Below are 25,248 nucleotides of genomic sequence, written 5' to 3'. Positions count from 1 at the left end.
GTGCGACATCTCTCGACAAGGAGATGCGGAGATCAGTTGTGGGGTTCCAAGCTAGTACCTTGCGAGAAGCGCGCAGCGGTCTGAACCACCTGCCGCCATCCCATCTCAGTGCCTCGTTGCCGGGGGCATAGCCGCCTCGCGGGGATGGTGTTCTTTTGCATCGGATTGCGGGGAGCACCATGCCACGCCCCTCTCAATGACCGCAAATAGGACAGGGATAATGAAAAGGCCGATCGTCGTTGCGGCGACCATTCCGCCGAAGATCGCGACGCCGACGGCTTGACGCGCGCCGGCCCCGGCCCCGGTCGAGAGGGCCAGCGGCAGAATCCCGAAGATAAAAGACACCGCAGTCATCATGACCGCTCTGAAACGTTGCTCGGCGCCAAGTCGGGCGGCCTCTGCAGCCGACTTGCCTTCCTCGTAACGCTCCTTTGCGAATTCAACGATGAGTATAGCGTTCTTCGACGCGAGCCCGATCAGGAGCACGATCGCGATTTGTACGTAGAGGCTGTTCTGCAAACCGAAAAGAGCCAGCGCCGCGGTTGCGCCGAACAGGGCGGCGCCGAGTGAGAGAATGACGGCTACGGGCAGTGTCCAGCTTTCATACTGCGCCACCAGGAACAGGTAGGCGAACAGAAAGGCCAATGCGAAGACTATCGCCTCCGTTCCACTGCTTTGCCGTTCCTGGAACGAGAGCCCGGACCATTCATATCCGTATCCCGCAGGCAGCACCTGGGCGGCCGCACGCTCGATGGCATTCATCGCCGCTCCGGAACTGCCGCCGGGCGCGGCCTGCGCGTTGATCTGTGCGGCTACCGAGAGATTGTAGCGTGAGATAACAAAGGGGGCGAGCACGGTCGTCGTTGAAACCACGGTCCGGAGCGGCACCATCGCGCCGGAGCGGCTGCGCACATGGAGGTTGAGAAGATCGTCCGCATTCGAGCGGTGCTCGGCATCAGCCTGGAGGTTGACCTGGAAGACGCGGCCTTCGAGCGTGAAATCGTTGACGTAGCGCGAGCCGAAGCTTGCGGCGATGGTGGAGTAGATGCCGGCGACGCTCACGCCGAGCGCTTCGGCGCGTGTGCGATCGACATTGACGAATATCTGCGGGACATCGGCGCTGAAGGTGGTCGCTGCTCCGCCAACTTCGGGCTGCCGATTGATGTCGGCGACGAAGGCGCGCACGACCTGCGCGATCTCTTCCGGTTGCTGTCCGCGCAGCGCCTGAAGCCTCAGGTCGAGACCGCCGACCGCGCCGATGCCGGAAATGGCAGGAGGCGCGAAAACTGCGATGTTGGCGCCCGGTATGGTCGAGAACTGTACCCGCAGTTTCGAAAGAATAGCATTGATCTGCAGCTGCGGTGTTTCCCGCTCGTCCCACGGGTCCAGCGCTGCCACCACCATGGCTCCATTCGGCGCACCCGTTCCCTGGAGAATGCTGAAGCCGGCGATGGCGATGACGTTCGCGACACCGGGGGTCGTCGACAGGGTCTTCTGGACTTCGTCCAGGACCGCCTGTGTGCGGTCGAGCGACGCCGCGTTCGGCAGTTGGATATCGAGAAACAGCGCGCCCTGATCCTCGTCCGGTATAAAGGTCGAGGGCAGCCGCGTGAAAAGCATGTAAGCGCCGATAAAACAGACGGCGAGCGCGGCCAGCGGTATGGGCCAGAAGCGCACCAGGAAGCCGACCGCCCGGCCATAGCCGTCGCGGGAGGCCGAAACGGCCCGCGTGAACCAGCCCAGAGGGCCGCGCCTGTGGCCTGCCTTCCCCCGTTTCAGCAGGATCGCGCTGAGGGCCGGGCTGAACGTCAACGCGACAAACGAGGAAAGGACGAGCGCGGCCGACAGCGTCACCGCGAACTGCCGGTAGAGTTCGCCGCTGATACCGGAGAGAAACGCCGTCGGCGTGACCACCGCGAGTAGCACCAAGGTCGTGGAGATGATCGGCCCGGTGATCTGCCTCATCGCCGCACGCGTCGCGCCCACTGTATCGATGTCGGGATCGTCTTCCATGACATGCTTGACGTTTTCGACGACCAGGATCGCGTCGTCCACGACCAGCCCGATCGCAAGCACCAGGGCCAGAAGCGAAATCAGATTGATCGAATAGCCGAATGCCAGGAGCGCCGCCATGGCCCCGAGCATCGAGACAGGTATGGCGAGTGCTGAAACCAGGGTCGCGCGCCAGTCCTGCAGGAAAAGAAACGTAATCAAGACGACAATGGCGAACGCCTCGCCGAGGATTTGCACGATCAGCGACAGGCTGGTCCGCACGAAATTCGTCGCGTCGTAGACGACCTCGTATTGAAGGCCCGGCGGGAAGCTCGAGGCAAGGCGCTGAAGCTCCGCGCGCACGGCATTTGCCGTCTGGATCGCGTTGGCGCCGGGCGCCTGATTTATTTGCAGCATTGCCGTTTCGTGGCCTGCGAAACTCGCGCGCGAGGCATAGCTTCGGGCGCCGAGCTCGATGCGCGCAATATCGCGCAGGCGCACGATCGCCCCGGCATCGCCGGTACGCACGACGATGTTGCCGAATTCTTCCGGGCTCCTTAATCTTCCCTCGGCCACCAGCGTATATTGCAGTTCCGTGCCTTCGCGCGTCGGCGGTGCTCCAGCCTGGCCGAGCGAGGCCTGGATATTCTGTCTCTGGATCGCTGCGGCGACGTCGTCGGCGGTGATGCCGAGCGCATCCATGCGCACAGGGTTCATCCAGATGCGCATGGAATACTCGGAAGCGCCCACGACGGAAGCGCCGCCGACGCCTTTCACACGCGAGACCGCGTCCACGACGGTGGTTGCGGTGAAATTGGTGATCTCAAGCGGGTCTAGCCGGTTGTCCGGCGAGTAGAAGGCTATCGCGAGAATGAAATCAGGCGATCGCGAGCGCACCGAAACGCCTTGCTGGGACACCGCGGCCGGCAACTGCGAAATTGCCAACTGCGCCCTGTTCTGCACATTGATCTGCGCGATGTCGGGATCGGTGCCTACCGCGAAGGTGACGGAAAGCGAATACTGTCCGTTGTTCGAGCTCGTCGATGACATGTACATCATGTTGTCGACGCCATTGATCGCTGTTTCCAGCGGGCCGCCGACAACGTCGGCTATCACCTGTGCGCTCGCGCCGGGATAGGTCGCCGACACCGTGACGGTGGGTGGGGTGATTTGCGGATATTGCTGGACTGGCAGGGCAAAAATGGCGATCGCGCCGGCGATCGAAATCACGATCGCAATGACGATCGCGAGCCGTGTTCTGGTGATGAACAGATTGGAGATCATGATCCGTTACCGACCGGCTGGCCTTCGCTGGGCGCTACGGTCATGCCGTCGGTGAGACGCTGCGTTCCCTGGACGACCACCTGCTCGCCGCCGGTCAGACCCGACGTGACCGCCCAGCCGCTGCCGACACGGGGGCCGGTGGCGATGCGCCGCTGCGAGACGGTATTGTCCTTTGCGAGCAGGAAGACAAATCGCCCCTCGCGGTCTTGCAGGACCGCTGTCTGCGGGATGATCGGCATATCAGGCGTGTCTTTTTCCCGGACTCCGAGCTTAACGAACTGTCCCGGAATGAGGATGTGATGCGGGTTCGGAAAGATCGCTCGGGCGGTCACGGTTCCGGTTTGTGGGTCAACCTCGTGCTCGACGAATTCGAGCCGCCCCGGCTCTTCGTATTCGCTGTCATTGGCAAGGCGTAGTGACAGGCTGAGAGTGTCGGGGTCGATACTTTTGCCGCTCGCCTGTTTCTGGCGGACCGTTATCAGTTCTCCCTCGGTCACAGAAAAGGCCACACGGACCGGGTCGAGGCTGACAATGCGCGCCAGCGGCCCGGAATCGGGTCCGACCAGATTGCCCGCGGTGAACGCCGCCCGTCCTATGCTGCCTGAGATCGGCGCGGTGATGCGGGCATAGGAGAGGTTGAGCTTAGCGGTGCTCAGCGCAGCCTGTGCGACTTCGACGTCGGCAACGGAGATGTCGAAAGCCGCCTGAGAATCGTCGACCACCGCCTGAGAGACCGTATTTCGGGCAAGCAGGCTCCGGTTGCGTGAAAGCGTCCGTTCGGCGGATTTTCGCGTCGCTTCCGCACGCGCCACCTGAGCGTGCGCGGAAGCGACCGAAGCGTTGAGCTGATCCGGTTCAATTTCAAACAGCGTATCTCCGGCTTTGACCTCCTGACCGTCCTTAAAAGCTACGGATTGCAGAAAACCGGCGACGCGCGCCCTGAGGTCCACGGACCTGATCGCCTCCACACGCGCCGTAAAATGCATGGAAGCGTCTACAGGCTTGACCTCGACCTTTTCGATGACGACGGCAGGGGCCGGGCCGGCCGCCTGCTGGGCGAACGAAACGGTTGTGATGCAAACCACTGAGGCCGCCAGGCAGGCAATGGTGACTTGCCGTGCCGGGAATGCCCGCCAGCGGATCAGGACGGCAAGGATCTGGCGATATGTCATCATCGTCGGCCTCTACGAACGGTAAGCGCGATAGCGATGTAGGCTGCGCCCGCAACGAGAAGAGCTATGCCGGCTATCGTTCCCGGCGGGTATGCGGTCGTGTAGGGGAGCTTGAGTGCGAGCGCGGCGCTGGCGGTCAGCGAAACCAGGCCCGATACTGCGAACCAGTACCAGCCGTCTTGCTTGCGTACCCGAAGGGCGAGGGCGATTTGCAAAATGCCCTGAACGAGAAAGACCAACGCTATCAGGAGGGTGATTGCCAAGGCGCCTTTCAGCGGATTGAAATAGATCAGGATGCCCCCGACCAGCTCGACGGCGCCGGTCAGTTCCTGCCAGATGAAACCCCTCCACTCCTTGACCTGCAAAGACTGAACCATTTTCACGGCGCCCGCTATCGAAAGGGCAATGCCAAAAATGGTTCCTGCAGCGAACGTGGAAATTTCAGGAAGCACCACCGCGAGCGTTCCGGCCAACGCCAGAATGATCCCCAATGCAAGGAACCCGCGCCATTTCAGCTCCATTACGCTTGTCATCTTCCCCCGCCCCTAGAGTTGCGAAAGAAGGCGATCACAATGGCGAGAACGTCGCCCGGCCGAAGGCCGGGATACCGACAGCGTACTGCAGGTGCACCCGCGGCACCGCAAAACACTTCTACCGCGAGTATTGACGGCATGTTTGCCGGATACATCCGCGCCGTTCTCCTTGCCTATAGAGTCCGGACCCCAGATCTGCTGCGGGCCTATGGCGAAGGTGTCGAACCACTCGTCGTCTCCGCGGACGCCCGTTGGAGAGCGTCGCGCAGAACTTGCTCCTTTGTCTCGTCGAGCGAGGTCTTGAGGACCACGCCTCCGAAATCCTGAATCCGCTTCAGGACCTTGTCCGAGGTCATCTCCTGAACGAGCAGGAAGAGCGCACCGTTGCCCGGTTCTATGCTGGCAGACAGGTCTCTCATGAAAGCGTCGTTTATGCCGACATCGGTCAACGCGCCGCCGAGCGCACCTGATGCGCTCCCGAGGGCAACACCTACGAGCGGGTTCAGGAAGAGAACGCCGATCAACAGTCCCCAGAAACCGCCGGATACGGCGCCGGCCGATGTCGTGTTGATCAGCTGGTTCAGCTTTATTTTGCCCGTGTCGGTTTTGGTGGCGATGACCGCGTCGCCGAGTTTGATCACGTATTCCTTCTGCAGTCCGAGCAGAGTCTGACGCACTTCTTCTGCCTTCGATTCGGTCGGGTAAACGATCACTATCAGGTCTGACATGGGGGGCTCCTGTCGACGTAAGATTATCTTGTCACGGAGTCCGTACGTTACGGCGTCTATTGCATGAAGAAATCTGCGAGGAATCCAACTGTTGTGCCGCCCGTCTCTTTTGCAATCGAACGGTGGTGGATTTCGACGAAGGCCCTCGACGCTTTTGGATGCGGCAGCGGCTCGTAACCGAGCCCATCGACAGGCAGCAACGCGATATCTTTCGGCCCGACCGAGACGATCGAACCGTGACGAGTTTAGCCGCCCATCAGGTGGCCGAATTTCATTGCAGACCCTTCGATCTCGACATCGCCGCGAAATGTGTTGCAGCCGCCGTTGCCATTCACCGTACCGTTGGCACCGAAGGATAATGTTGATTTGACCGTCGAGTCGAGGCTCTTGCCGCCCAGTGTCGTAACCCTCCATTCCGTGCCTGCCAGCGGGATGGTTGCTGCAACACCGGCACCCTTGTCGGCAGCTTGGACCAGGAAGAGTGAAACCGGCTCGCCGATCTTGCCCGGATCGACCGGAATCGGTTCTGGGGTCGAAAACCATGCGGTACCGCCGACCTCGATATGAGCCCGCATCGCATAAGCCTTTCCTTTGGAAAGCTTGTTTGCGCCGACAATCACGTCGAAGGCGATCGGCACTTGCCCGGACGGCGCCACTGTCACCGAACCAAGCACGGCTTTTGGCTCTGCCAAATCTATGAATTCGACATGCAATGCCGCATCCGGAGGGAGAGCTATCCGCTCACGATAGAAGGCGCTGCCGGACAATCTGATGTCCGCTGCGTGGACGGCAGGCGATGCCAGCAGGCAGATGACCAAAACGATCGCTTGCGACAATTTCATTGCAGCTCTCCTGGTTTTGGATGACCGACGACAGACTGAGGACTAACCGCCGACAGACATTGCATCGCGCTTGCCAAACAGGGCTTTGAGCCGGGCGACGTCATCGGCCGTGATGCCCGGCGGATCGGTTACGGCCATCCACGCATCGATATAGTGCTGCGACGCAAATACATGGCCGTAGCCCACCGGCGACGTGGTTGCTATCATCATATCGACCGCAAGTTGCAGCATCGTAACAAGCGGATACCAGCGGATCTCCTTCGACACGTCGGGTCCACGCGGCTCTTTCATCCAGTCGGGCTCTCGATAAAGCGTAGCAGCGTCGAAGAAGGTTATCGGATCGCTGGCATATTGAAGGTAGACGATCCGGATCGGCCCCCACTTTGCATTCGGGATGTCCAGAGCATCTTTCTGACTGGTGAACCGGAAGATCGAGCTGTCCCGGAAACGAGGGAGCCATTCGGGTGATCCGGGATTGCGGCCATCGGTGACCGATCTCCAGGTGCGGCTCGGGAAGGGCGGCCCGCTCCAGAGGGCCCCTTGAAACGGATCGGCTATAACATCGTAGAGGTTAGCGGACATCTCCGAATTCATCGCGCCGAGACTCAAGCCATGGAGGTAGAGTTTTGGGCGCCTGTCATGTGGGAGCGATGACCAATAGGTATAGACCTCCCGGAACAGGGCCTTGCCTGCCTCTGCGCCGTAATCCGGTTCGACCAGAAGGGAAAGCCAACTGGCGAAGTAGGAGTATTGCATCGCGACGCTCGCGGTATCGCCTCTGTGAAGATATTCGACGGTGTCCAGGGCAGCCGGATCGACCATCCCTGTACCCGTAGGCACGACGACGATCAGGATCGACCTGTCGAATGCACCGGTGCGCTTCAGCTCCTGCAATGCCAGTTTCGCGCGTTCATCCACGGTATCGGCCGCATTCATTCCGACATATACGCGGATCGGCTCCAGGGCTTTTTGCCCGAAAAACGCGCCTATCTCCGCGCCTGTCGGGCCGGAACTGACAAACCGGCGACCCTGCCTGCCCAGCCCCTGCCACGACAGCAGAGAAGCCGGGCTTCCCGTCTTCATCGGTTGCGTCGGCCTGGCAAGGTTGTCCTCGACGAGCGCGTCGAGCTCCTGGAACGAGGAGTCCAGAATTCGAAGCGAGAGCCTGAAAACTACTCCTTCCGCAACTGACCAGAACAGCGCGACCGCCAGCATACCCCCGACGAGAAGTGAAACTCGCCTCGGAACGAAATAGCCAAGCCATCTTGAGAAAACGAAGAAAGTGTATCTGAAAAGACGACCCAGCGCCAAAAGGACGGTGAAAATGACTATAGCGATGGCGCCTGCGCTCAAAGGGCTTGCCGTATTCAGTGGGGCGAGGCCCATCAGGGTGCGGATCGAATTCTGCCATTCCAGAGTCTTCCAAAGGAAGATTGCAGCGATCCCGAAGCACACAGCGAAGGCTGCAATTCTCGTTGCTTGCAGCGCTCGTCCCCGCAGTTGAGGCAGTTCGAGGTAGACCCATAGCCAATAGGCAAGGACGCCGATGCCATACCCCAGAGCTGCTGAGAGCCCGGAAAGCACGCCTTGGATGAGATAGGACCGCGGTATCAGGCTGGGCGTCAGGGAAGCCGCGAAAGACAACGTCCCGATCATCACCCCTACCGTAAGGAGCGAAGCCGTCAGCTTTGCCAAGATTAGGCGCAATCCCGAAGTTCCCAGCATTCGTCATTGTCGGGTAGCCGGCATGTATATTGTGTATGACCCAAAGCGTCGCCCCGAACCGTCAGGCTGGAGGAGCACGCCAGGAACCAAACAAATCACCTTCTGACACGATGCAGGTCGACAACCCGGCCATTACGCGCGTTAACTGCAATTTCGAATCGGTGGTCGCCATACCGGGCGCTACAGACGAAAGACCGCGCGCGGCAATCCACGCACCAAATATGCCGGAAACCACGGCTTCGCAGGGCGCGCTTGCCATCCCGACATGTAATGGCGCGGCCGTTGTTGAGGCTGGTTCCGACATTCAAGTCAACCGTAGCGGCCTGCGCGAAAGTGGGCATAGCCGCCTGCGCCGCGAAGCCTAGAGCCAGACCAAGGCAAGCAAGCAAAAGACGGCGCATCGAGGTTCTCCCTATCAGGCCTCTCTACAAGATGAGGTCGTCACCGGTCGGCTTGTCAAGCAACCGCAGAGCCCCTTTGAAAACTCCGGGACGCGTGGCCAAGGTTTTGGATTCTATGCTCATGACTCCGCTGCATCGAAGGTTAGGTTTCCCGTACTGCCGTCTTCGGGTGGATGCCCACGCCGGTCAGGCCAGGATTATCGACGCATCATTAGGAGGCTCGCATGTGGGACGAATCCATCGGCTTCTTCGACCGTACTACCGATTTCTCCCGCAGAGCACTGCTCGTCGGTTCGGTCGCGTCGACGGCTGCCTGGATGATTGCGCCTTCCTTTGTCCGCGCCCAGGACATGGCTGTCGCCGGTTCCGCCAAATCGGCACACGACGCCGTGCAATCGGTTCGAGATGCCATCTTGCGGATTTCGCACGAAGTCTGGAAAAATCCGGAGCTGTCATTGCATGAAGAAATCTCCGCCGGAATCCACCTGCGAGAATTGCGCGAGGCCGGCTTCACCATCGTCAGCACCGGAACCTCCGGTATTCCCACGGCTTTCGTCGCCGAATGGACACAGGGCAAAGGCGGCCCCAAGATAGGCTTCCTGCCCGAATATGATGCACTTCCAGGTTTGGGCAACGCTGCCGAACCCCGTCAGACACCCGGTCCCACCGGGATTGAGGTCGGACATGGCTGCGGCCACAACATGCTGGGTGCAGGCTGTACCGGCGCGGCCTTTGCGCTGAAGAAAATGATGATCGACGGTGGTCATCCGGGCACGGTCCGCGTCTATGGCTGTGCCGCCGAGGAAACCGAAGGCGCCAAGGTCTACATGGCGCGTGACGGTTTGTTCGACGATCTGGATGCCTGCCTTGCCTGGCATCCGGGCCCCATGAACGCCACCGGCTTGCTGCGGACTGCGGCGGTCAACATGCTGCGCATCCGCTACACAGGCCGCACCGCCCATGCCGGCGTCGATCCGTGGGAAGGGCGCAGCGCGCTGAAGGGGGCCGAACTTTTCGGTACCGGTATCCAGTTCATGCGCGAGCATCTGAAGCCAACCACGCGCCTGCACTATACGTACACGGACGGCGGCGGAGCCCCCAATGTGGTCCCTGGCACCGCCGAGATATTGATAATGGTCCGGGATCAGGATCGAGCCGAGGTCAACACCGTCACCGGATGGGTCAAGGATGTTGCCGCAGGTTCGGCCATCTCTACCCAGACAGAAGTGGCAGTCGACCTTTTCTTCGGTATGCACGACCTTTTGCCCAACGAAACGCTGGTCGGCAGGATCCACGCCCACATGTCGGCGCTGGCACTGGAATGGACGGACGAAGAACAGGAATTCGCCAAGGGCTGCCAGCGCGAAATGGGCCTGCCCGAGGCCGGCATCATGCCGGCCATCATGCCGCCCCTACCCGAGATAACGACCGGCGGCAGCACGGATGTCGGCGATGTCAGCTACAACACGCCGACAGCGCTGTTCGCTTTGGCGACCATGCCGATCGGCGTCGGGCTCCACACATGGCCTGTGACGGCTTGCGGCGGCATGAGCATCGGCGACAAAAGCTCCCTCTATTCGGCGATCGTGATGGCCGGCGTCGGCTACGATCTCATAACCGACGCCAAGCTGCGGGCCGCCGCCAAGGCTGATTTCGACCGCCGCAAGGAGGGGAGAACTTATGTATCGCCTCTGCCCGAGGGCAAGCTGCGTCCCGAAGGCATCCCACAGCATCTGCTGCTACGCGATGGCCACGATGAACTCGGCGTCGAATTCAGCGAGAATGCCCGTTTGTAGTACCGTTGCGTAAAACTCCCGCTTGCGCCCTGTGCTGCAAGAACTTCGGATGCGACTGATCGCGCTCGCCTTCGAATTTGGGATATTCCGCCCACGTTCTGGATTCCATGCTCATGACTGTTCTGCGCCGTGAGTTAAATTCACTGGCAATGTGATCTTAAGCGTGGGTGCCAACACAATTGTCATACTCGCTTATATCGGGAGGCGCTTTCGATGCCTGACGAACCCAAGGTAGGCCTTGCCCGGCGTGATTTCATGATCGCGTCGCTTGCCACGGTCGGCGCTTCGGTTGCCCTGGGCGCCGTTTCCACCAACGCAGTTGCCCAGGAACCCGCAGCATCCCCCTCCGATCCGGCAACACGTGGAACAATCTATGTTGGAGATGTGATTAACGGGAAGAAAGTCGTCAGTGCGCTCGACGTCAACGACCTTGAGCCCGGGGAAAAGCATTTTTTGTATTTTCGGGGCGTTGAGATGCCCGCCGGACAATACTGGTATGTGTCCGTGACGGTCGCCAAGGGGGCGAAGCCGGGCAAGCGCGTCGTCTTGACCAGCGGCGTGCATGGCGACGAGATGAGTTCCATACATACCGTCCAGACGGTGATGAGCCAGCTCGATCCGGCTGAGATGTCCGGCACGGTGATGGCGGTCACCGACGTGTCCCGTCCGGCCCTGGAAAGCATGCAACGCCGCTGGCCGAACCAAGGCCGGGGCATCGATCTGATCGATATGAACAGGGAGTGGCCTGGGAACGAGAACGGCTTTACTGCACCGAGCCGCCATGCCGGGCTGCTGTTCAACCGGCTGCTGCGGCCGAACGCCGACGCCGCGATCGATTTCCATACCGGGACAACCGGGTTCGCTGTCACCGCATTCAACATCGGCGAGACGGACAGGCCCGAGGTCAAGGCAATGTTGGACCTCTATCCCGTCGGCCAGATACTCGACATGCCGAAACAGGCCTATCCCACTGTCCTGCACAACGCATTCTTGGACGCGGGCATTCCGGCCTTTTGCCCGGAGATCGGCGCTGCGCGCGTGCTGGACCCAGAGATGATCGCGCTATTCGTAGAAGGCACGATGAACGTTCTCAAGCATCACGGCATCGTTGCCGGACCGATGGGCCGTACCGGCAAGGACGTGACCGTTTTTGTTGGCAACAGCGCGTTCCCGATCCTCGCCACCACGGGCGGTCTCGTCGAGCATCTGGTCAAACTCAGTGACAAGGTCGAAGCCGGACAGAGAGTAGCCATCCAGCGCAATAGCTTCGGCGAGGTGGTTGCAGAATACGCAAGCAGTGTGGCCGGAGAAGTAACAGGACAACGCTGCGATGCAATGGCGGAGCCCGGCAATCCCTTGGTATTTATCCTTTTCCACAAGCCTGCGCCGGGAGGCGCGGAGATCTATCCCGAATGAGTAGAGCCGTGTGAATACGCGGATGATCGTTGCCAGGTTCAGGATGATTGGAAGTCTACACGCAAGGGGCTGCGCACGGCAGCAAGTTGGCCGTTGTCCGTGTAAATGACCAAAGGACTCCCGCTTCCACGCGTCTGCTCCACGTCGGCTTCCGCCACGACCAGGCATCGAGGCTTTTATGGCCGTCACGCCATGATTTTCGGTGGCTGGCAGTTTAGCGATGGTGTGGTCGGCTGTTTCAGGCGTATCGATTATAATAACCGCCGCGATCCGTAGAAAGTATTCTGGAATCAAGGATTTCACTCGGTAGGCCTGATCATCAGCGAAGATGTTAAGCGTTCAAAATTTTGTTTGGTCTGATGGAGATCGAAATGACCGGAGATTCACAGTCTTTGCTGGTCAATAAAGTGACCGCCCTCGTCCTTGTCGTTATCGGATTTCTCCTTCTGGCATCCGGCTATCGATATGGATCGTCATCCAGCCTGGTGGGCGGGTGCCTCATGCTGGCCATTGGCGTCATTCTCCTAATTCTGACGATCATCCGCAGGAACAAGTCGAACTCCGCCGCCGACTGATTGGTGAGCTTGGCACCAATTGGTCGCTCCTGGTCCGCTGTGTAAGCCCCACGAGCGAGCGTAAAGGCGATATCAAGGTGACTGCCGGCGCTGATGACGACTGAGCGAACCATTATTGTCCCGGTTAGCATCCTGGTCGCGATCTCGGTCGCGGTCGGGCTCTATTTTTCGGCCGTCATCATTGCGCCGATCGCCGGTGCGTTGTTCATTATCGCAATCGTTTGGCCGATACAGAGCAGGCTCCAGCGGCATCTGCCCCAACTCGCGGCATTGGCTATCGTGGTCACGCTGACCGTGGCTGTTTTCGCTGTCTTTGGCTCGATTGTTGCTTGGGGCTTTGGGCGGATCGGCCGGTCCTTGCTCGCCGACGCGCCTCGGTTCCAAATGCTCTATGACCAGGCCGCCAACTGGTTGGAAATTCATGGCATTGCAGTGACCGGCCTCTGGGCCGAGCATTTCGACATGCGCTGGCTCGTGCGAGCTTTGCAAGGTGTGTCGTCGCGGTTGAACACCATGGTCTCGTTCTGGGCGGTGGTTCTTGTCTATGTCCTTCTCGGGCTGCTGGAGATTGGCCCCGTTACGCGCAGGATCAGTGCTGCTCTCGATGGGGGCACCGCACGCGTCCTCATTAAGGGTGGCAGCCTCACGGCCGCAAAGCTGCGCAGGTATATGCTCATCCGGACAATCATGAGCATTACGACGGGAGGAATGGTTTACGCACTCGCCACGGCGCTTGGCCTTCAGCTTGCCGCCGAATGGGGCGTCATTGCCTTCACATTGAACTTTATCCCCTTCGTTGGCCCGTTCATCGCCACGGTGCTGCCGACACTTTACGCGCTGGCGCAGTTCGAATCTCTTCAATCCGCGTTCGTCGTTTTCGCCGGTCTCAATCTTATCCAGTTTGTGATCGGCAGTTACGTCGAACCACGCGTGGCGGGAAAGGCTTTGGCCATCTCGCCCTTCTTCGTGCTGTTCTCGGTGTTTCTGTGGAGCTTCCTCTGGGGCTTGTTTGGTGCCTTTATCGGCGTCCCGATCGCCATCGCCGGACTTACGTTTTGTGCCCAGTCGCGCTCGGCTCGATGGCTGGCGGTGCTGTTAGGCGCATCCGACAACGATGGGCCGGAGGCGCTGTCTGCGAAGGCTGGCGCAACGGACATGTAAGGCACCGAAGGTAGGGTTTTATGGCGAAGAATGCTCTCTACCTGGTCATGCTGTGGCTTCTGCTATCAGTGACCGGTTCCTTCGCACAGGGGCTGCCCAATACCAAACAACCGGTCAGGGTCGGGCTCTATGTGAGCCCACCATTTGTCATCCAGGAGAAGGACCATTTCACCGGGATGGCGGTCGATCTTTGGAAGGCGCTTGCAGAGGCGCAAGGACTTCAAAGCCAATACCAACCGTTCCCGACAGTCCGCGCCCTGATCGACGCTACCGCGAACGGCGAGGTCGATGTTGCCGTCACCAATCTCACCATTACGCAAGGTCGGGCGCAACGGATCGATTTCACTTATCCATGGTTCGACGCTGGACTGAGGATAATGATCAACGAACATCAGGGCACGGGGTTCCTGGAAGTCGTATCGGGGTTGCGGGAATCGGGATTCCTTCGCGCCTATGCATGGATCGCCTTTGTGGTCGCAGCCGCCACCCTGTTGCTGACTCTTTTCGACCGACGGTTTGATCCCAACTTTCCGAGCCGATGGCGTGACGGGGCAGCGGAGAGCTTCTTCTCGGTCATGTCGATTGCTGCAGGCAAATCAACGGGCCGAAGGAATATCTTCGGGTGGATCGGACGAGTATGGCAAGGCTTGTGGCTGATATGCGGGATTGCCGTGCTTGCGTTCGTCACCTCGTCCGTGACGAGCGTGATGACCACGCTTTCGCTGACCAACCAGATCAACAGCCTTGCCGATCTACCCGGCAAGGCTGTCGGTGTATTCGCCGGAAGCGTGTCCGAGGAATTTGCCCGTGGCTCCGGGCTCGACGTCTATTCGTTCCCGAATATCGACGAGGCCGTGGCGGCTTTGCGCGACGGCGACATCGCAGCGATCGTCGGTGACGCTCCGGTGCTGGAATATTATTCCCATAGCCACCCCGAACAACGGGTCAACGTGGTCGGAGGTATTTTCGAGCCCGACAAATATGGTTTCGGGCTTCCGCTGAACAGCCCCGCGACAAGGCGGCTGACGGTTGAACTCATTGGCGCTCACGAGCGCGGTCTCGTGGAACAGTTGCACGACAAATATTTTGGCAATTCGCCATAACTGGATGTTGACGGCGGACGACGTCGTCTTGGCAGCAGATAAAGACACCAGATGTGACGCCGCCCGGCTCACCAGGCGTCAACGTTCATAAAAGCCACATCGCGATCAGGCGCCAGCCGGAGTTGACAGCCCTCGAACGGCTCCACCGCGCTTGAGTCCTGTCCCGAAATTCGGATCCGACATACGCAGAGCCGATATTGGGACCAGGAGAAAAGTTGCGGGATTCTGCGCCGGTCACGGGCCGACTAGAGGAGGATTATAGTTCTCTGGCAGCCCCGGTGAGCGGCTGCCGAAAGTCGACCTAGTGCTGAAGGGGACACCATGGCTTCGGGAGCGACGCAGAAACTTTCCCTGTCTGCACTGACGGCAATGGTCGTCGGGTCCATGGTGGGAGCCGGCATTTTCAATCTGCCCGGAAGGTTCGGCGCGGCGACGGGTCCCTTCGGCGCGATCATCGCCTGGGCGATTGCGGGCACCGGAATGTACATGCTGGCCCGCGTGTTTCAGTTCCTGGCCGAGAAGCGACCGGATATCGACTCAGGCGTCTTTGCCTATGCCAAGGCCGGTTTCGGCAATTACATGGGCTTCCTGTCCGCCTTCGGCTACTGGCTCGGTAGCTGCCTCGGCAACGTCTTCTACTGGGTGCTGATCGGCTCGACGCTGGGCCGCTTCTTTCCCGATATCTTCGGGGACGGCAGCAGCGCCACCGCTATCATAGTGTCGCTGATCGGCATCTGGGCCTTCCATTTCATGATCCTGCGCGGCGTCGAGCAGGCGACCTTCATCAACACCGTCGTGACGATCGCCAAGATCGTGCCGATCCTGGCCTTCGTCCTGCTCCTGATCTTCGCCTTCAATTTCGGACAGTTCGGCGAGAATTTCTTCGGTGGCGCGGATATGCCGGCGAAAACCCTGATCGCCCAGGTGCGCGACACCATGCTGATCACGGTCTTCGTCTTCCTCGGCATAGAGGGCGCCAGCGTCTATTCCCGCTTTGCCAAGCAGCGCTCCGATGTCGGCACGGCGACGATTCTCGGTTTCGTGGGTGTCACCGGCCTGATGGTGGCTGTCACGCTTCTGCCCTACGGGGCGCTGCCGCAATCGGGCATCGCCGCCGTCCAGCAGCCGTCGATGGCAAGCGTCCTGGAAGCGGTGGTCGGCCACTGGGGCGCGGTCTTCATCTCCATCGGCGTTCTGGTCTCGGTGCTCGGCGCCTATCTTGCCTGGTCGCTGATCTGCGCCGAAGTCCTGTTCGCCGCCGCCAAGTCCGAGGACATGCCGAAGCTGTTCGCCGCGCAAAACGGCAACCGGGTGCCCGCCAACGCACTGTGGCTGACCAATATCGTCGTGTCGCTCTTCGTGATCTCGACCTACTGGTCGCGGGATGCATTCAACTTCATGCTCGACATGACGAGCGTTACCGCACTGCTGCCCTACCTGCTCGTGGCCGGCTACGGCATCCTGCTCGCCCGCAGCGGCATGGGCTACGAGAAGACTCCCGGCGAGCGCGGCCGCGACCAGGTCTTTGCCTGGATCGCGGCGATCTACACGATCTTCATGTTCATGGCCGCCGGGCTCAAATACGTGCTGCTCGTCGCGGTCCTCTTCGTGCCCGGAACCATCCTCTACGTCTGGGCGCGGCGCGAGCAGAAACTGCAGTTGTTCACGTCCGTCGAGCTCATCGTCTTCGCCGTCACGCTCCTAGCCGGCCTGGTCGGGGCCTATGGGCTGCTGACGGGCATCATCACACCTTGAACAGGATCAGGTCATGACAAACGAAACCCCATCTGGCGACACTCCATTCGGCGTTCATTCCGAGGTCGGGCAGCTTCGCAAGGTGATGGTCTGCGCGCCAGGGCATGCCCACCATCGCCTGACGCCGTCGAATTGCGACGATCTTCTGTTCGACGACGTCTTGTGGGTCGACAACGCCAAGCGTGACCATTTCGACTTCATGACTAAGATGCGCGACCGTGGCGTCGATGTCGTCGAGATGCACAACATGCTGGCCGAGACCATGGCCATACCGGAAGCCAAGGCGTGGGTGCTCGATAACCAGATCGTTCCGGACCAGGTCGGGCTCGGCCTTGTCGGCGAGATCCGCAGCTATCTGGACGGCCTGTCCAACCGGGCGCTCGCCGAAACGCTGATCGGTGGTCTTTCGACCTACGAGTTTCCCGAGACGATCGGTGGCGAGACGCTGGCGCTGATCCGCGATGCGGCAGGTGTTACCGAATATCTGCTGCCGCCGTTGCCGAACACGCTCTACACCCGCGACACCACCTGCTGGATCTATGGCGGCGTCACGCTGAACGCGCTTTTCTGGCCGGCGCGTCATGAGGAAACGATCCTCGCCACTGCGATCTATAAATTCCACCCAGACTTTGCCGGCAAGGTCAACGTCTGGTGGGGCGATCCGCTCAAGGACCACGGCCTGGCGACGTTCGAAGGCGGCGACGTCATGCCGATCGGCAAAGGCAATGTGCTGATCGGCATGAGCGAGCGGACGTCGCGCCAGGCGATCAGTCAGGTCGCGCAGGCGCTGTTCGACAAGGGCGCGGCCGAACGCGTCATCGTCGCGGCGATGCCAAAGCTGCGCGCGGCGATGCATCTCGACACGGTGTTCACCTTCGCCGACCGCGACTGCGTGCTCCTCTACCCTGACATCGTCGATGGCATCAAAGCCTTTTCCTATCGTCCGGATGGCAAGGGCGGCGTCGAGTTGCACAAGGACAAGGGCTCCTTTGTCGACACGGTGCGCGATTCACTGGGATTGAAGAAGATGCGTGTCGTGCAGACCGGCGGTAACGACTACATGCGCGAACGCACGCAGTGGGACAGCGGCGCCAATCTGGTCTGCGCCTCGCCGGGCGTGGTTTTCGCCTACGACCGCAACACCTACACAAACACGCTGCTGCGCAAGGAAGGCATCGAGGTCGTTACGATCACCGGCGCTGAGCTCGGCCGCGGCCGCGGCGGCGGCCATTGCATGACCTGCCCGATCATCCGCGACGCCGTCGACTACTGACGCCGATTCGGCGCCGCAGGAGATTTCGACCGCGTCCCGTCCGGCGGTTCGGCGGGACGGGCGCGGTTCGGCAACAGACCTGCGGCCTGGCGTGCTGCGCCGGACAATGAAGGACATTCAGTTGGCCGAGCAAGCTCCTTCTTCCCGTCCTGTCAGGGAACCTTCGTTTTTCGACGCGCTGGTCCCGCTTGTCGTTCTTGCGACGCTCGTTGCCGGCGCCCTCTCGCTTTTCGGCCTGGATGCAACGGCAGGACCGTTGCAGGTCGCCATAATCCTCTCGGGCATGGTTACGGCGGGTATCGTCCTGAAGAACGGTCATAGCTGGGAGGAGGTCGCCGAAGTCGGGCGCAAAGGCGTCTCGTCGGTCGTAAGCGCTATCTTCATTTTGCTTGCGGTCGGCGCCCTGATCGGTACCTGGAACATGTCCGGCACTATCCCGACACTGGTGTATTACGGCATCCAGATCATCAGCCCCGATTGGTTCTACGTAGCTTCCGCATTGATCTGCGGCGGCATCGCCATGGGAATCGGAAGTTCCTGGACAACGGCCGGAACCGTGGGCGTCGGTCTCGTGGGGTTGGCAACATTGTCGGGCGTATCGCCTGCCATCACCGCCGGCGCCGTGATTTCGGGAGCCTATCTCGGCGACAAACTCTCCCCATTGTCCGAAACCACCATCCTGACCGCTCAAATCACCGGCAACAACATTTATAAGCATCTTCGCGCGCAGGCCTGGACATCGATTCCCGCATTCGTAATCGCTGTGTTCGTTTTTTTGGGGCTCGGTCTGGCGGATGGCGCACAAGGCGTCGGCGACGCGGTCATCGCGTCCGAATTGACGTCGCTGGACCAGCTGTTCTGGATAACCCCCATCAATCTGGTTCCCTTGGTGTTCCTGGTCGCCCTCTCCGTCCTGAGGGTTCCTCCGTCCATGGCTATCATGGCTTCGGCACTGGTGGCGGGCTTGATGGCATGCTTCGTTCAACCCGAGGCGGTGCTTCGCTTCATCGACGACCCGGCACTCGGCTCGCCGGCCGTCTTCATCAAAGGTGTCTGGCAAGCGATAGCCAGCGGCTATCATGCGAACTCCGGCATTCCAGTGGTCGACACCCTGCTATCGCGAGGAGGCATGGACAGCATGCTGCTCACGATCTGGCTCATCATCGGGGCGCTTGCATTCGGCACGCTTCTGGATGAATTCGGCTTGCTGTCCAAACTCGTCATGCCGGTCCTGCTGCGCGCCAGAACGACCGGCCGTCTGGTCGGCACGGTGGTTGGAACGGCCTTTGGCCTCAACGTCATCGCCGGGGATCAGTATATAGCACTCGTGCTTCCGGCACGGATTTTCCGCATGGAGTTCGAAAAGCGCGGGCTTGCGACAACGAACCTATCGCGGTCGGTCGCCGATGCTGGCACCGTCACCTCGCCGCTGGTTCCATGGAATTCATGCGGGGCGTATATGGCCGCCGTGCTGGGGGTGCCAACCCTGCTTTATCTGCCGTTCTGCATCTTCAATATCGCCAGCCCGCTGCTGACTCTCTTCTATGGATTCAGCGGCATCAGGATCGAACGGGCGGAACCGGCGGCCATCCCGGCACGATAGCTGTTTATGATCAACTTATTCGATGAAGTATATTCCACGCAATTCAGGCGGGAGACGACCATGATCCGGTATGGTGCTCCCTTTAAGTGGGAATGTTCCTGCCGGAGCTCGACCCGACATTACCCGATTTTCCTTGCAGCGAGACCATTGCTCAACCGCCGGTGCATGCGGACGGCACGGCCCGGCCAATGCCCCACGATAGGCGCCCCTGTACGATGGTCAGCGTCTGCTTGCCGTTCGAATAGGTCGTCCCTTCTGTCCCCAGGGAGGGTAGATCGACGGCGGTCGCGCCGTTAACGGATACCGAAGCGCGATCGCCGAGGAGACGCACTGCTAGACGAGTGCCGTCCTGGCATGTGTATTTGCTGACCGGATACGGGTTGCCCGCGCCGATCGACGCGCCAGACGCGGGATACTCGAAGTTTGCAAGCATCAGGGCGCTGATTGCCGCGACCGAGAGATTTCTCAACATGTTAGTCCTCCAAAGCACGGCGCCGGACGCTGCGGCCTTGCTGTCCAGCCACGCGATAGGCCGTTGCGCACTGCCTTCCTCGATAAATCACGACTGGAGGCTATGGAGCCGAAGCCACAATCGTATCGAGGACAACATCCCTCTATTTCGCTGCTGCCAAGAGGCGCATCGCACGATCTTCATAAGTTCCGGGCCGACCCCTCAGGCCGCGAGCGTGCGTAGCATTTCACCAAGGCTTTGCCCTTCAAAATGCTGTTTAGACGGTTCCTTGGGCAAAACATGTCCGTTGCCGTCCCATCCCATCATTCGCGCTTCCTTGGGAGACATGCCGAACTCATGTTTGAATGACCGGCTGAATGCGGAAGGGTCGACAAAGCCCCAATGCTCGGCAATTTGGCCAACCGGACGCATATCCGTGTTGTCCGAGAGCGCATCGCGCGCCTGCAACATCCGCTGCCGCCGGATATAAGAGTATATTCCGCCGGTCGGCTCGAAAAGGCGGTAGAGTCGAGACCGCGACACGCGGAGATCCCGGCATATGCTTTCCGGGGACAAGTCTCTATCCAGGAGCCTGCGGCCGATCAGAACGCGCGCACGCTCCAAGAGCGTCATGTCGATTGGATTGCGCGCGTTCACGAGCCGCTCCATTGATGGAGCCATGCAAGCTGCGAGGAGGCTTCGGGTTGCTTCCACGACGGTTGGCAATTCTGTAATCCGCAACTCGGATAGGGAACGGTTGAGCAACAGAAGGTAGTCAGCGAGGATCGAACCGATGCCACCATCGAACTGGGCATTCGCCATCTGGTCGAGTACCGGTGTCAGGCCGAGGGTATCGCGCGGAACGAACAGGACCACGTAACCCTCGGCGCTCGTTTCGAACTCGAACGGTTTTGCCAGGCAATGCAGACTCGGCGAGGCGGCCGGCCGTTCGTCCCGTTTACCGGAATGGATGAACTGGAAGGGAAGCATCAGATACCAATGATCGACCTTCGGCCGCTTCAAGTGTCTCCAGCGATGCGTGACGCTGGCGCCTGGATACTTTATGTAAGTGAAGATCATTGTGTTGAGATCCCACACCACTTGGCGTGCGGGAAATGAGGGAGAGCGGCTACTGATGAGTTGCCCATCCGCAGCGTCCCGATGCGCTTCTCGAAACACATCGAACTGATCACGTGCCGGAAATTCGAGAGTGGAAAAATCAATCGAACACGGCAGTTTATCACTGAGGTGTCGCGTCTGGATTGTGGGATTGAATGAATGGTTCATTAACAATCACCGGCGAAACAGGCCATAAAAATTGATATTTGGCCGTGAGAGCGTAAAATTGTTTTACACAGTGAATGCAGTTCTAATCATGCGCAACCGGGCCGTGAAATCTCGATATAGCTAGATGACAGAATGCGTAGCTGAAGCCTGACGGTGAGCGCAGTAGCGGGCTAGTGGGCGTGGGGGCAGTGGTAGCAGCCAGGACCGTTCCCGGAGGGGATCACGCATGCCCAGTTTCCTCGACCTCGATTTCAGAAGTGTCATGGCGGAGCTCCGGAGTCGGAACTACGTGGCCAGTCGCGAAGCTTTGGGCGCGGCCCGGGTAACTTTCCGGGCAAACGAGCATGGCTATCGGCGGATAGACGACCACTCGTTCCTACACGTCATGAATTTCGAAGCCAGAGAATCATTCAGCCTAACCCAGGCCCGGACGGATCTCGTCTGCTTCCAGATATTGATCGCCGGATCCTATAGTCGCTCCGTCGTCGATCGCATCGAATTGGTGACTCCAAATGCTGTTCTGGTATCCAATTGCCCTCAATCGACATCCGATGTCCAGGCGGGCATGAAGCTGCGAGGCGTCCTTATTGTCATTGAGAGGCAGCACCTTCTTGACCACTTCAAGTTGAACGTCGACAAAATTCCAGCAGCCTATCGTCCCATATTTCTGAAGAAAACGGGCGTCAGCGTGTGCTTGAGATTGCCGCCGACCGTAGTCGTAATGGAGGCTGTGGACCAGTTGTTGTCATGCAAATTCGGCGAACCTCTGCGCAGCATTTACACGCAGCTGAAGGCGACCGAGATCATTTGCGAAATCGTCGCCCAGATAAACGCGCTGCACGTAAGAGGGCAACTTCATAAGCATGGCTTCCATAAGAAGCCGCTTGCTGTCGCGACCGCAGCCGCCATTTACAGGCGAGAGGTGTCCAACCCGCCGACGATCGAGCAGTTGGCTGCTCGTGTCGGGCTCAACCGAAACGACCTTACAGCGGGTTTTCGTGACCTCTTCGGCAAGACGCCCCATGCGTACGGCAATATGCTCCGCATGGAACAGGCTCAGAACCTGCTCAATTGCGGAGAACTCTCGATCAGCGAGATCGCGAGGCAGGTGGGTTACGACGCCTATTCAGGTTTTGCCCGCGCCTTTCATTCACATTTCGGCCGGTCACCGTCGCTTGCGAATGGCGATCCTCCTGTTGGGACGCCCGACGGCATAACACCGGCTGCCATATCCAGCAGGCGGCTCAAACAAGCGCTTCCCGACCCGCCTCCGGCATGCGAGGAACCACCTGCTCACTCCATCCCCAAAACGTTCGACCATGGCGATACGACCAGGAAGTAGCGTTGGCACGCGTGGCGTTATGTCATGAAGAAAACGGCCGTTTCAATATGGCGAAGTCCAAGGGCCCAGAAACTGCGCTTATCACGGGAACCAGCGGTCATCTACAGGTAGTGTCACTCCGTTCAGGCATGCTGCGGCATCTGAACAAAGGAACCTCGCCAAGTGGCCCAACCGGTCCCTGCGCGGTCCATGAGGCTGATTTCCCTCGTAAGGCAATCTCGCGCCGGCTTCCGCCAGTTCTATCTGATCCATGGTGGCGATGGCCCCTGTCAATTTTTCCAGGCGATCTACAATCAATAAATCAGGGCAGATGGCATTGCAGGTGATGCCGGACGCTGCAGTCTCCAACGCGATAAATTTCGTAAGGCCTACGACGCCATGTGCGGTGGCGACATAAGCGGCTCGATTTGCCGTAGCTACAGGCCCATGCATCGAAGCGACATTGATTATCCGGCCCCAATCCCGTTCGAACATCTGCGGCAGGACGGCTCGCGTGGTGAAGAAAACAGCCGTCAAGTTCCTCGCAATCGTGGAGTTCCATTGTTCAACAGGGAATTCGTTCTCCGCCGCAACATGTTGTACTCCGACGTTGTTGATCAGGATGTCGACACGCCCGAGCATGTGGTTCACGTCATTGATTAGCATTTCCGAGCCACATGGCTCGGAAACGTCTGCCGGGCTGAATGCCACGCGTATGCCATAAGTATTGGAAATGTCCTCCCGCAATATTTCTGCCGCCATCGAATCATCCGAACCGTTGATGGCCAAGTCCACGCCGCCGGCTGCAAGCCTGCATGCGATTCCAAGCCCGGCCCCGTGCGTCGATCTCGTGACAACGGCCACTTTACCTTTTAACACGAAACGCTCCCGGTGGCCGCTGATGTCGCCAGTGGCAAGTCCACGGTCAGTTCCAGCTCATAGCTTTGTCGAGCCTATCGAGTTCCAGCGCGATTGGCATGACCGGGAATCTCAAGATTGATCCGCCAGTCCCACCCATGATTTTTTGTGTTCGATGCCGGCAACAGTGACAGCGCCGCCCGCACCTAAATTTCCTGGCCACCCCGGCCGTTATTCGTGCCGTATACCAAGGGCACTCCTTCTACATGGCGCTTGTCCGTTGGATCATTACATGTTGCGCAAGGTTTTCCGGCTTCCCAGCGACGTTGCCAGCCTTCAAATCACGCAGCGCCGTTCGGCTCGACGCGTTATGTTGCTTATTTTATATGCACATAGAAAATCTGATTAATTATCAGACATTTTCGCGCTGAGAGCTCAATTCATAAGCATCGAAGAATGATAGATCAATTCAGGCCGATCTTGATAAGATACTAAATTCAAAGGCTTTTCCAGTTCTCCAGCGGTTTGGCACGCGCTTTGCTTTTTGTGCAATGCACAAGATCGAAAGGGAGTGCGCGCATGAACCGGATTCTCCGTGGACGCGGCAAATTGCTCGCTACAGCCGTTGCCCTAATGACGCTGAGTTTCCCGGGCTGGACCATGGCCCAGGACGGTACCATCAAAGTCGGCATCCTTCACTCGCTCTCGGGGACGATGGCGATTTCCGAGACGACGCTGAAGGACGACATGCTGATGCTCATCGACGAGCAGAACAAGAAGGGCGGCTTGCTCGGCAAGAAGCTGGAAGCGGTCGTCGTCGATCCGGCTTCCAACTGGCCTCTTTTCGCCGAGAAGGCCCGTGAACTGATCTCCAAGGACAAGGTGTCGGCCGTGTTCGGTTGCTGGACTTCGGTCAGCCGTAAATCCGTGCTGCCGGTCTTCAAGGAGCTCGACAGCATTCTCTTCTACCCGGTGCAATATGAGGGCGAGGAGAGAGAAAGGAACGTCTTCTATACGGGTGCGGCTCCGAACCAGCAGGCGATTCCCGCCGTCGACTATCTGATGAGCGCCGATGGCGGCTCGGTGAAGCGCTGGGTGCTCGAGGGCACTGACTACGTCTACCCGCGCACCACAAACAAGATCCTCGAAGCCTATCTGAAGGCGAAGGGCGTGCCCGCCGAAGATATCATGGTCAACTATACGCCGTTCGGCTTCTCCGACTGGCAGACCGAAGTCTCCAGGATCAAAGGTTTTGGCTCAGCCGGCAAGAAGACTGCCGTGATATCGACTGTCAACGGCGACGCCAACGTGCCCTTCTACAAGGAACTCGGCAACCAGGGCGTCAAGGCCGAGGACATCCCGGTCATGGCCTTCTCGGTCGGCGAGGAGGAGCTATCCGGCATGGACACCAAGCCGCTGGTCGGCCATCTCGCCGCCTGGAACTATTTCGAGAGCGTCGATACGCCGGCGAACAAGGCCTTCATCGAAGAGTGGCACAAGTTCATCAAGAACGACAAGCGCACCACCAATGACCCGATGGAAGCGCATTACATCGGCTTCAACATGTGGATCAAGGCCGTCGAGAAGGCCGGCACGACCGATCCGGACAAGGTCATCGACGCCATGGTTGGTGTCACCGTGCCGAACCTGACGGGTGGCTACGCCACCATGATGCCGAACCACCACATCACCAAGCCGGTGCTGATCGGCGAGATCCAGGACGACGGCCAGTTCGAGACCGTCTGGCAGACCGCGGGAACTGTGCCGGGCGATGAATGGTCGGACTACCTGCCGGGCTCCAAGGACCTGATCTCCGATTGGCGCAAGCCGATGTCCTGCGGCAATTTCAACGTCAAGACCGGCAAGTGCGGCGGCGAGGGGACCAACTGAGCGGATCATCGACCGTTTGACCGCGGTGCTTCCGGGCCGGCTCTTCCTCCTGCCGGCCCGGGAGCCAGAACCCGGAACTCAT

Annotated in this window: 20 protein-coding genes; 11 read left to right on the top strand and 9 right to left on the bottom strand. The window is 59.6% G+C overall.

Annotation, left to right across the window (positions count from 1 at the left end):
* Positions 1-105: 105 nt before the first annotated feature.
* The 6 genes from RBH77_RS01125 to RBH77_RS01100 form a co-directional block, all read right to left on the bottom strand.
* The gene (locus RBH77_RS01125; RefSeq protein ID WP_311030284.1) at positions 106-3,276 is read right to left on the bottom strand and encodes an efflux RND transporter permease subunit; all 3,171 of its coding nucleotides are present in this window, start codon (positions 3,274-3,276) and stop codon (positions 106-108) included.
* On the bottom strand, positions 3,273-4,448 hold the full coding sequence (locus RBH77_RS01120; RefSeq protein WP_371832904.1) for an efflux RND transporter periplasmic adaptor subunit: 1,176 nt from the start codon (positions 4,446-4,448) through the stop codon (positions 3,273-3,275). Before RBH77_RS01120 ends, RBH77_RS01125 begins: the two co-directional genes overlap by 4 nt.
* Positions 4,448-4,969, bottom strand: coding sequence for an HdeD family acid-resistance protein (locus RBH77_RS01115; protein ID WP_311030283.1), 522 nt, complete (start codon positions 4,967-4,969; stop codon positions 4,448-4,450). The genes RBH77_RS01120 and RBH77_RS01115 overlap by 1 nt, the downstream gene beginning before the upstream one ends.
* Positions 4,970-5,187: 218 nt before the next feature.
* Positions 5,188-5,709 carry a DUF1269 domain-containing protein gene (locus RBH77_RS01110; protein ID WP_311030282.1) on the bottom strand — a complete coding sequence of 174 codons (522 nt, stop codon included), beginning with the start codon at positions 5,707-5,709 and terminating at the stop codon, positions 5,188-5,190.
* Positions 5,710-5,954: 245 nt separating this feature from the next.
* Positions 5,955-6,551, bottom strand: coding sequence for a YbaY family lipoprotein (locus RBH77_RS01105; protein WP_311030281.1), 597 nt, complete (start codon positions 6,549-6,551; stop codon positions 5,955-5,957).
* A gap of 42 nt (positions 6,552-6,593) precedes the next feature.
* Positions 6,594-8,276, bottom strand: a complete 1,683-nt coding sequence (locus RBH77_RS01100) for an alpha/beta hydrolase (protein WP_311030280.1) — start codon at positions 8,274-8,276, stop codon at positions 6,594-6,596.
* Positions 8,277-8,311: 35 nt separating this feature from the next.
* Here RBH77_RS01100 and RBH77_RS01095 point away from each other — a divergent pair, with 35 nt between their 5' ends.
* The 9 genes from RBH77_RS01095 (at position 8,312) to RBH77_RS01055 (ending at position 19,359) form a co-directional block, all read left to right on the top strand.
* On the top strand, positions 8,312-8,641 hold the full coding sequence (locus tag RBH77_RS01095) for a hypothetical protein (RefSeq protein ID WP_311030279.1): 330 nt from the start codon (positions 8,312-8,314) through the stop codon (positions 8,639-8,641).
* A gap of 260 nt (positions 8,642-8,901) precedes the next feature.
* Positions 8,902-10,473: an amidohydrolase gene (locus RBH77_RS01090; protein ID WP_311030278.1), complete on the top strand. Its 1,572-nt coding sequence runs from the start codon at positions 8,902-8,904 to the stop codon at positions 10,471-10,473.
* 213 nt (positions 10,474-10,686) lie between these two features.
* Positions 10,687-11,889 (top strand): succinylglutamate desuccinylase/aspartoacylase domain-containing protein, encoded by a 1,203-nt coding sequence (locus RBH77_RS01085; protein ID WP_311030277.1) that lies wholly within the window; start codon positions 10,687-10,689, stop codon positions 11,887-11,889.
* 371 nt (positions 11,890-12,260) lie between these two features.
* Positions 12,261-12,464, top strand: coding sequence for a hypothetical protein (locus RBH77_RS01080; RefSeq protein WP_311030276.1), 204 nt, complete (start codon positions 12,261-12,263; stop codon positions 12,462-12,464).
* A gap of 93 nt (positions 12,465-12,557) precedes the next feature.
* Positions 12,558-13,625: an AI-2E family transporter gene (locus tag RBH77_RS01075; protein WP_311030275.1), complete on the top strand. Its 1,068-nt coding sequence runs from the start codon at positions 12,558-12,560 to the stop codon at positions 13,623-13,625.
* 47 nt (positions 13,626-13,672) lie between these two features.
* The gene (locus RBH77_RS01070) at positions 13,673-14,728 is read left to right on the top strand and encodes a transporter substrate-binding domain-containing protein (RefSeq protein WP_311030274.1); all 1,056 of its coding nucleotides are present in this window, start codon (positions 13,673-13,675) and stop codon (positions 14,726-14,728) included.
* Positions 14,729-15,049: 321 nt separating this feature from the next.
* Positions 15,050-16,483, top strand: a complete 1,434-nt coding sequence (locus RBH77_RS01065) for a basic amino acid/polyamine antiporter (protein ID WP_311030273.1) — start codon at positions 15,050-15,052, stop codon at positions 16,481-16,483.
* 13 nt (positions 16,484-16,496) lie between these two features.
* Complete coding sequence (locus RBH77_RS01060; RefSeq protein WP_311030272.1) at positions 16,497-17,756, top strand: arginine deiminase; 1,260 nt, start codon at positions 16,497-16,499, stop codon at positions 17,754-17,756.
* A 106-nt stretch (positions 17,757-17,862) separates the two neighbouring features.
* Positions 17,863-19,359 carry a Na+/H+ antiporter NhaC family protein gene (locus tag RBH77_RS01055; protein ID WP_311030271.1) on the top strand — a complete coding sequence of 499 codons (1,497 nt, stop codon included), beginning with the start codon at positions 17,863-17,865 and terminating at the stop codon, positions 19,357-19,359.
* Between the two features lie 151 nt (positions 19,360-19,510).
* On the opposite strand, the gene RBH77_RS01050 is transcribed toward RBH77_RS01055, so the two are convergent.
* Positions 19,511-19,831, bottom strand: a complete 321-nt coding sequence (locus tag RBH77_RS01050) for a hypothetical protein (protein ID WP_311030270.1) — start codon at positions 19,829-19,831, stop codon at positions 19,511-19,513.
* Positions 19,832-20,032: 201 nt separating this feature from the next.
* Complete coding sequence (locus tag RBH77_RS01045) at positions 20,033-21,097, bottom strand: helix-turn-helix transcriptional regulator (RefSeq protein WP_311030269.1); 1,065 nt, start codon at positions 21,095-21,097, stop codon at positions 20,033-20,035.
* A 226-nt stretch (positions 21,098-21,323) separates the two neighbouring features.
* On the opposite strand from RBH77_RS01045, the gene RBH77_RS01040 reads away from it, so the two are divergent.
* Positions 21,324-22,439 carry a helix-turn-helix transcriptional regulator gene (locus tag RBH77_RS01040; protein ID WP_311030268.1) on the top strand — a complete coding sequence of 372 codons (1,116 nt, stop codon included), beginning with the start codon at positions 21,324-21,326 and terminating at the stop codon, positions 22,437-22,439.
* 81 nt (positions 22,440-22,520) lie between these two features.
* Here the strand turns inward: RBH77_RS01040 and RBH77_RS01035 are convergent, their stop codons facing one another.
* Positions 22,521-23,297 (bottom strand): SDR family NAD(P)-dependent oxidoreductase, encoded by a 777-nt coding sequence (locus tag RBH77_RS01035; protein ID WP_311030267.1) that lies wholly within the window; start codon positions 23,295-23,297, stop codon positions 22,521-22,523.
* A 612-nt stretch (positions 23,298-23,909) separates the two neighbouring features.
* Between RBH77_RS01035 and urtA the strand changes: the two genes are divergently transcribed.
* Positions 23,910-25,166 (top strand): urea ABC transporter substrate-binding protein, encoded by a 1,257-nt coding sequence (urtA, locus tag RBH77_RS01030; protein WP_311032704.1) that lies wholly within the window; start codon positions 23,910-23,912, stop codon positions 25,164-25,166.
* Positions 25,167-25,248 lie beyond the last annotated feature (82 nt).

The sequence above is a fragment of the Mesorhizobium koreense genome, assembly GCF_031656215.1.
Lineage (GTDB): Bacteria > Pseudomonadota > Alphaproteobacteria > Rhizobiales > Rhizobiaceae > Mesorhizobium_L > Mesorhizobium_L koreense.
Note: the sequence above shows the minus strand (reverse complement) of the source record. Positions and strands in the feature narration are given on the sequence as shown.